Annotated in this window: 7 protein-coding genes; all 7 read left to right on the plus strand. The window is 70.1% G+C overall.

Going from position 1 to position 7,287, the window contains the following annotated elements; genetic code table 11:
* Positions 1–612 precede the first annotated feature (612 nt).
* Positions 613–1,917: a geranylgeranyl reductase family protein gene (locus ACY5KJ_RS05695; protein WP_462202928.1), complete on the plus strand. Its 1,305-nt coding sequence runs from the start codon at positions 613–615 to the stop codon at positions 1,915–1,917.
* A 118-nt stretch (positions 1,918–2,035) separates the two neighbouring features.
* The gene (locus tag ACY5KJ_RS05700; RefSeq protein ID WP_011434998.1) at positions 2,036–2,398 is read left to right on the plus strand and encodes an NADH-quinone oxidoreductase subunit A; all 363 of its coding nucleotides are present in this window, start codon (positions 2,036–2,038) and stop codon (positions 2,396–2,398) included.
* Positions 2,389–3,204, plus strand: coding sequence for a NuoB/complex I 20 kDa subunit family protein (locus tag ACY5KJ_RS05705; protein ID WP_462185652.1), 816 nt, complete (start codon positions 2,389–2,391; stop codon positions 3,202–3,204). Before ACY5KJ_RS05700 ends, ACY5KJ_RS05705 begins: the two co-directional genes overlap by 10 nt.
* Before the next feature lie 3 nt (positions 3,205–3,207).
* On the plus strand, positions 3,208–3,918 hold the full coding sequence (locus ACY5KJ_RS05710) for an NADH-quinone oxidoreductase subunit C (protein WP_462185653.1): 711 nt from the start codon (positions 3,208–3,210) through the stop codon (positions 3,916–3,918).
* A 73-nt stretch (positions 3,919–3,991) separates the two neighbouring features.
* Positions 3,992–5,440 carry an NADH-quinone oxidoreductase subunit D gene (locus ACY5KJ_RS05715; RefSeq protein WP_462185654.1) on the plus strand — a complete coding sequence of 483 codons (1,449 nt, stop codon included), beginning with the start codon at positions 3,992–3,994 and terminating at the stop codon, positions 5,438–5,440.
* Entirely contained in the window at positions 5,440–6,222 is a 783-nt protein-coding gene (gene nuoE, locus ACY5KJ_RS05720; RefSeq protein ID WP_462202929.1) for an NADH-quinone oxidoreductase subunit NuoE, read from the plus strand. The genes ACY5KJ_RS05715 and nuoE overlap by 1 nt, the downstream gene beginning before the upstream one ends.
* A gap of 2 nt (positions 6,223–6,224) precedes the next feature.
* On the plus strand, positions 6,225–7,287 hold a 1,063-nt coding region (nuoF, locus tag ACY5KJ_RS05725), incomplete at its 3' end, for an NADH-quinone oxidoreductase subunit NuoF (protein ID WP_462202930.1).

Raw genomic sequence — 7,287 nt, forward strand, 5'->3', positions numbered from 1 at the left:
GTCGGGGGCGGGGATGACGACGGTCTCTGCGATGGTCATCGCGTTCTCTCGTTCCCAGTCCGTGCTGCTTCGGGTGACGGTGTTCGGGTGATGGTGTTCGGGTGATGGTGCATCCGCGCCGTCGGGACACCGGCGGCGACCGCGGACGAGCCACCGCGTTTCGGGTGACCTGTGGAGGGACTACCCCGCACGGGCGCTGAATCCCACCCCGGGGGGCGAATATGGGCCACCGGCGGGCGGTGGAGGCCGGCTTCGTGGTTTCTCCGTTGCGCTTCGCGCTGCGGGCGAGTGCTCCGGACCGACACCAGGCGGGTGAGCTGGCCTGATCCAGGCCGATCGGGCGGGAATTGTACCTGCCGCTCATGGTGGCGATCGACCGCCGAGCTCCGGCGGCGGGCGTCCGATGCCGCGAACTATCGCTCACAGTAGCGATAGGGTGCACGAAGTCAACTCGTCCGTTCTTCGCCGCATCCTGGTTGGTGCGGTTGGCCTGCGCAAGGCCTACACTCGCCGAGAACGCTCGTGAAGAATTTCACGAGCACACAGGTGGAGGGCTCCCGGTGGGGTGCCCCCGGGACGAGTGGTCTAGCAGATCCGGAGCAATTCGTGACCATGGCGAGGACAAGGGATGACGGTGCGGCCGGCCGGTCGAAGGCCGACGCCGACGTCATCGTGGTCGGCGCGGGTCCCGGTGGCTCCTCGGCCGCCTACCATCTCGCCAGCGCCGGGCTCGACGTGCTCCTGTTGGAGAAGACGACCTTCCCCCGCGAGAAGGTCTGTGGCGACGGGCTGACCCCGCGGGCCGTTCGCAGCCTCGTGGACATGGGTCTCGACACCTCGCCCGTGGCCGGATGGGCCCGTAACCGGGGGCTTCGCATCATCGGCGGCGGCGTCCGCCTGGAGCTGCCCTGGCCGGAGCTGGCGAGCTGGCCCGACTACGGCCTGGTCCGTCCGCGGCTTGACTTCGACGACCTGCTGGCCCGCCACGCGGTGAAGGTCGGTGCCCGGCTGCACGAGGGGACCGCCGTGACCGGTCCGCTGCTCGACGAGCGCACCGGACGGGTCGTCGGCGTGCACGCCAGGACCGGCACCGACCGAACATCTGTGACGTTCCGGGCGCCATTGGTCGTCGCGGCGGACGGTAACAGCGCCCGCATCGCGCTCGCCCTCGGTATCCGCCGCCGGGAGGACCGGCCGCTCGGGGTCGCGGTCCGCCGCTACTACCGCAGCCCCCGCACGCACGACGACTTCCTCGAGTCCCATCTGGAACTGTGGGAGGGCAGGCCGCGCGAGAGCCGGCTGCTGCCCGGCTACGGCTGGATCTTCGGGGTTGGCAACGGCACGAGCAACGTGGGCCTCGGCCTGCTGAACACCACGGACGCCTTCCAGAACACCGACTACCGGGACCTGCTGCGCCGCTGGCTCGCCGCATTGCCGCCGGAGTGGGGATACACCGAGGACAACGCCACCGGCCCGGTGCGTGGCAGCGCCCTGCCGATGGGCTTCAACCGGACCCCCCATTACCGCGACGGCGTGCTGCTGGTCGGTGACGCGGGCGGGATGGTGAATCCCTTCAACGGGGAGGGCATCGCCTACGCGCTCGAATCCGGTCGGTACGCCGCCGAGATTGCCGTGCAGGCCCTCGCCCGCCCGGATGGTCCGGCGCGGGAGCGGGCGCTCGGCCAGTACCCGGAACTCATGCGGGCCCGGTACGGGGGCTATTACACCCTGGGCCGGTTCTTCGTCCAGCTCATCGGCAATCCGACGATTATGGCGTTCGGTACCCGCTACGGGCTGCCGAGACCGGTCCTCATGCGTTTCGTTCTCAAGATCATGGCAAATCTTACCGACCCCCGGGGAGGGGATGCGATGGACCGACTGATCAACGCGATGACCCGGCTCGCTCCCGCGGCCTGACGTGTCCGAAATGGCCACTGGTTTCGCGGGCCGAGTCCGGACCGTTCGCGGTCCGTTCACCGGCGAGCCGTTTCACCCCAACGTCCGGTAACAAACTCTCGAAGGAGAGGAGTTCGGCATGCTCTCGAACTATGTGCCGATCCTCGTTCTGCTCGTGATCGCGGCCCTGTTCGCAGTTGGTTCGGTCGCGGCCGGTGCGCTGATCGGCCCGCGCCGGTTCAACCGTGCGAAGATCGACGCATACGAGTGCGGGATCGAACCCTCCCCGGCCCCGGCCGGGCCGCAGCGTTTCCCGGTGAAGTACTACAACACCGCGATGCTCTTCATCGTCTTCGACATCGAGATTATCTTCCTCTTCCCCTGGGCAGTAGCGTTCGACAGCCTGGCGGTATTCGGTCTCGGCGCGATGGCGTTGTTCATGGCGACCATTTTCGTCGCGTACGCCTACGAGTGGCGGCGTGGAGGTCTGGAATGGGACTAGAGGAGAAGCTGCCGGGCGGTGTGCTTCTTGCCAGCGTCGAGAAGCTCGCCAACTGGTCACGGCGCTCGTCGCTGTGGCCGGCGACCTTCGGGTTGGCCTGCTGCGCGATCGAGATGATGTCGACGGGAGCCGGCCGCTACGACCTGTCCCGATTCGGCATGGAGGTCTTCCGGGCCAGCCCGCGCCAGGCCGATCTCATGATCGTCGCCGGCCGGGTGAGTCAGAAGATGGCGCCGGTGCTGCGGCAGATCTACGACCAGATGCCCGAGCCCAAGTGGGTGCTGTCGATGGGTGTCTGCGCCAGCAGCGGCGGCATGTTCAACAACTACGCGATCGTGCAGGGCGTGGACCATATCGTCCCGGTCGACATGTACCTCCCCGGCTGCCCACCGCGGCCGGAGATGCTCATGGACGCCATCATCAAGCTGCACGAGAAGATCCTCGCCGGCCCGATCTCCGGCCGGATCGAGCACACGAAGATCGGTTCCTCGCCGTATCCGAAACCCATCGAGGTGGCCACCGCCCGGGCCGGTCTGCCGGCGGGCGCATTCGACACCCGGACCCTCTCGGTGAACGACCGCAAGCGCTTCTCGATCCCGGCCGGGGCGCCGGCGCCGACGGGTAGCGGGGCGGTCGAACCCGCCCTGGACACCCGCCGGCCCGCTGCCCTCGCACCGCCCTCGGTGTTCGGGCGCGCCAAGCGGCTACCGGTCGACCCCAAGCCGAGTGACGAGGCCCGGGCGCACGGGCCCGGCCCGACCACCGAGAGCATTGGCGACGTCGACGACCCGGATCGGGGGATCTAGGCAGTGAGCGACGAGAGCACAGCCCCCGCCGACCTGGTACCGGGCGCCGCCGGCGTGCCCGGCGGCCCGGGTGGGCGGCGCCGGGACGCGTTCGGCGCCGGTGACAGCGGTGACACCTCCGGGTTCGGCGGGCTTGTGACGCCCGTTCCGGCCCTGAGCTCCACCGCCCGCCCGTTCGGTGACGCCGACGCCGACGCCGTCTACGACGCGCTCGAACGTGCCTTCCCCCAGCTCGGCGACGCCGTCGAACGGGTGGTGGTGGATCGCGGGGAGCTGACCGTCCACGTGCGCCGGGAGAGCCTCGCCGCCGTCGGGCAGACCCTGCGTGACGACCCCGACCTGCGGTTCGAGCTGCTGTCCTCGCTGTCTGGCGTGGACTACCCGGACGACGTCACCGGCCGTCGCCTGCACTCGGTGGTCCACCTGACCTCGATGACGCACCGTCGCCGGGTCCGGGTCGAGGTGTCCGTCACCGACGCCGATCCCACCGTGCCGAGCCTGACCTCGGTGTGGCCCACCGCGGACTGGCACGAGCGCGAGACCTACGACATGTTCGGCATCGTCTACACGGGTCATCCGGGCCTGACCCGAATCATGATGCCGGACGACTGGATCGGGCACCCGCAGCGCAAGGACTACCCGCTGGGGGGCATCCCCGTCGACTACAAGGGTGCCACGATCCCGCCGCCGGACGAGCGCCGGAGCTATTCGTGACCCCGCGTCCGGCCCTGGCCAGCCGGCGACACCGCCAAGGCGACATCCCACGAGGCGACATCCGAGGTTCGCTATGACGCCCAACACGTCGACTTCCGCCACCACGGACGATCTGACCACCGGGGCCCCCAACGGCACCGGGGCCCCCAACGGCGCGAACGGCGTCGGCTACCCGACCGGGACCGTCGGCGGACCCGGGGAGCATCCGGCCTACGAGGCCGGCTTCACCGAGTCGGCGAGTGGGCGGGTCTACACCGTCACCGGCAGCGACTGGGAGCAGATCCTCGGCGTCGGCGAGGAGGAGAACGAGCGGATCGTCGTCAACATGGGGCCGCAGCACCCGTCGACCCACGGGGTGCTCCGCCTGGTCCTGGAGATCGAGGGCGAGACGGTTACCGAGACCCGCATCGTCATCGGCTACCTGCACACCGGCATCGAGAAGAGCTGTGAGTACCGCACCTGGACTCAGGCGGTCACCTTCTTCACCCGGGCGGACTACCTCTCGCCGCTGTTCAACGAGGCGGCCTACTGCCTGTCGGTGGAGAAGCTGCTGGGCATCACCGAGCAGGTACCCGAGCGGGCCACGGTGATCCGGGTGATGGTGATGGAGCTCCAGCGGATCGCCTCGCACCTGGTGTGGCTCGCGACCGGCGGCATGGAGCTCGGCGCCACCACCGCCATGATCTTCGGTTTCCGGGAGCGGGAGAAGGTCCTCGACCTGCTCGAGCTCATCACCGGGCTACGGATGAACCACGCCTACATCCGGCCCGGGGGCCTCGCCCAGGATCTCCCCGACGGCGCCGAGCGGGCCATCCGGGCGTTTCTCGCCGACATGCCGAAGCGGATCAGGGAGTATCACGCGCTGCTCACCGGCCAGCCGGTCTGGAAGGCTCGGATGGTCGACGTCAACGTTCTCGACGCGGCCGGCTGCATCGCGCTGGGGACCACGGGCCCGGTGCTGCGCGCTGCGGGCCTGCCGTGGGACCTGCGCAAGACCATGCCCTACTGCGGCTACGAAACCTACGAGTTCGACGTGCCGACCGCGCTGGAGGGCGACTCCTTCGCCCGCTACCTGGTGCGGCTGGAGGAGATGGGTGAGTCGCTCAAGATCGTTGAGCAGTGCCTGGACCGGCTGCGTCCCGGCCCGGTCATGGTCGCCGACAAGAAGATCGCCTGGCCGTCCCAGCTGTCTGTCGGGTCCGACGGGACGGGTAACTCACTCGCGTACATCCGGAATATCATGGGGACCTCGATGGAGGCCCTGATCCATCACTTCAAGCTGGTGACCGAGGGGTTCCGCGTCCCGGCCGGTCAGGTCTACACCCAGATCGAGTCGCCGCGCGGCGAGCTCGGCTACCACCTGGTCAGCGACGGCGGCACGAGACCCTTCCGCGTCCATGTGCGGGATCCAAGCTTCGTCAACCTGCAGGCCGTCCCGGCGCTGACCGAGGGCGGCCAGGTGGCGGACGTGATCGTCGGGGTCGCCTCGGTCGACCCGGTGCTCGGGGGAGTTGATCGTTGATGGCGTTCTCGCCGGAGACCCAGTCGGCCGCGCAGGAGATCATCGCCAGGTACCCAGCCGGCCGATCCCGTTCGGCCCTGCTCCCGCTGCTGCACCTGGTACAGGCCGAGCAGGGGTGCGTGACCGCGCAGGGCGTCGCGTTCTGCGCGGACGTGCTGGGCATCACCCGGGCCGAGGTCGGCGCGGTCGCGACCTTCTACACGATGTACAAGCGGCATCCGGTCGGGGACTACCTCGTCTCGGTCTGCACGAATCTGTCGTGCGCGCTGCTCGGTGGCGAGGACGTCTACGAGCGGGTCTCGAAGCTCCTCGGGATCGGCCATGACGAGACGACGCCGGACGGGTCGATCACCCTCGAGCACGCCGAGTGCCTCGCGGCCTGCGACTACGCACCGGTCATGACGGTGAACTACGAGTTCTACGACCAGGTCGACCCCGACTCCGCCCAGGCGATCGTCGAGGACCTGCGGGCGGGGCGGCGGCCGGCGCCGGCCCGTGGCGGTCCGCTGTGCTCGTTCGCCGAGGTCTCCCGCCAGCTTGCCGGGTTCGGCGATCCGCGGCCGGAGGGCGTCGCGGGCCCGGGGGTCGGCGAGCCGTCGGTCGTGGGTCTCCTCGTGGCCGAGGCGGCCGGCTGGAGCGCCGAGCAGGCGCCCGCGCCGCTGGTCACCCATGGTGTGGGGGCCGACGCGGCGGCGCGCCCCGCCTCACCGCCTGCCGGGCCGCCGCCCGCGGTGGTTCCGGCGCCGACGACCCCGGCCTCCTCGGAACGGAAGGGGAGCTGACAATGCCCGTCACCCCGGTCCTCACCCGGCGCTGGAACACGCCGGAGTCGTGGACGATCGAGACCTACACCCGCCTCGACGGCTACACCGCACTGCGCACCGCCCTCGCGATGGCCCCGGGTGACCTCATCAAGCTGGTGAAGGACTCCGGGCTGCGGGGGCGGGGCGGCGCCGGCTTCCCCACCGGGATGAAGTGGGGCTTCATCCCGCAGGGCGACGGCAGGCCGCACTACCTCGTCATCAACGCCGACGAGGGGGAGCCGGGCACCTGCAAGGACGCGCCGCTGATGATGGCGGACCCGCACTCGCTCATCGAGGGGATCGTCATCGCGGCCTACGCGGTGCGGGCCGGCCGGGCGTTCGTCTACCTGCGCGGCGAACTGATCCACGCGGCCCGTCGGCTGCAGGCCGCCGTGGCCGAGGCCTACCGGGCCGGCTACCTCGGCCGGGACATCCTCGGCAGCGGCTTCGACCTCGACCTCGTCGTGCACTCCGGCGCGGGCGCCTACATCTGCGGCGAGGAGACGGCACTGCTCGACTCCCTGGAGGGCCGCCGCGGCCAGCCTCGGCTGCGCCCGCCGTTCCCCGCGACGCACGGCCTGTACGCCTCCCCGACGGTGGTCAACAACGTCGAGACGATCGCGTCGGTGCCGTACATCGTGAACTACGGTGCGGACTGGTTCCGGTCGATGGGCCGGGAGCGCTCGCCGGGGCCGAAGATCTACAGCCTGTCCGGGCACGTGACCCGGCCCGGCCAGTACGAGGCCCCGATGGGCACCACCCTGCGGGAGCTGCTCGACCTGGCCGGCGGCGTGCGGGGCGGTCGCGGGCTCAAGGCGTGGACCCCGGGCGGGTCGTCCACCCCGATGCTGACCGCCGAGCACCTCGACGCGCCGCTCGACTTCGAGGGCATGCAGGAGGCCGGGTCGCTGCTCGGCACGGCCGCACTCATGATTATGGATGACACGGTCGACATGCTCAAGGTCGTCCGCCGGCTCACCCAGTTCTACGCGCACGAGTCGTGCGGCAAGTGCACTCCGTGCCGCGAGGGCACCACCTGGATGG

The organism is Frankia sp. CcWB3, assembly GCF_977927595.1.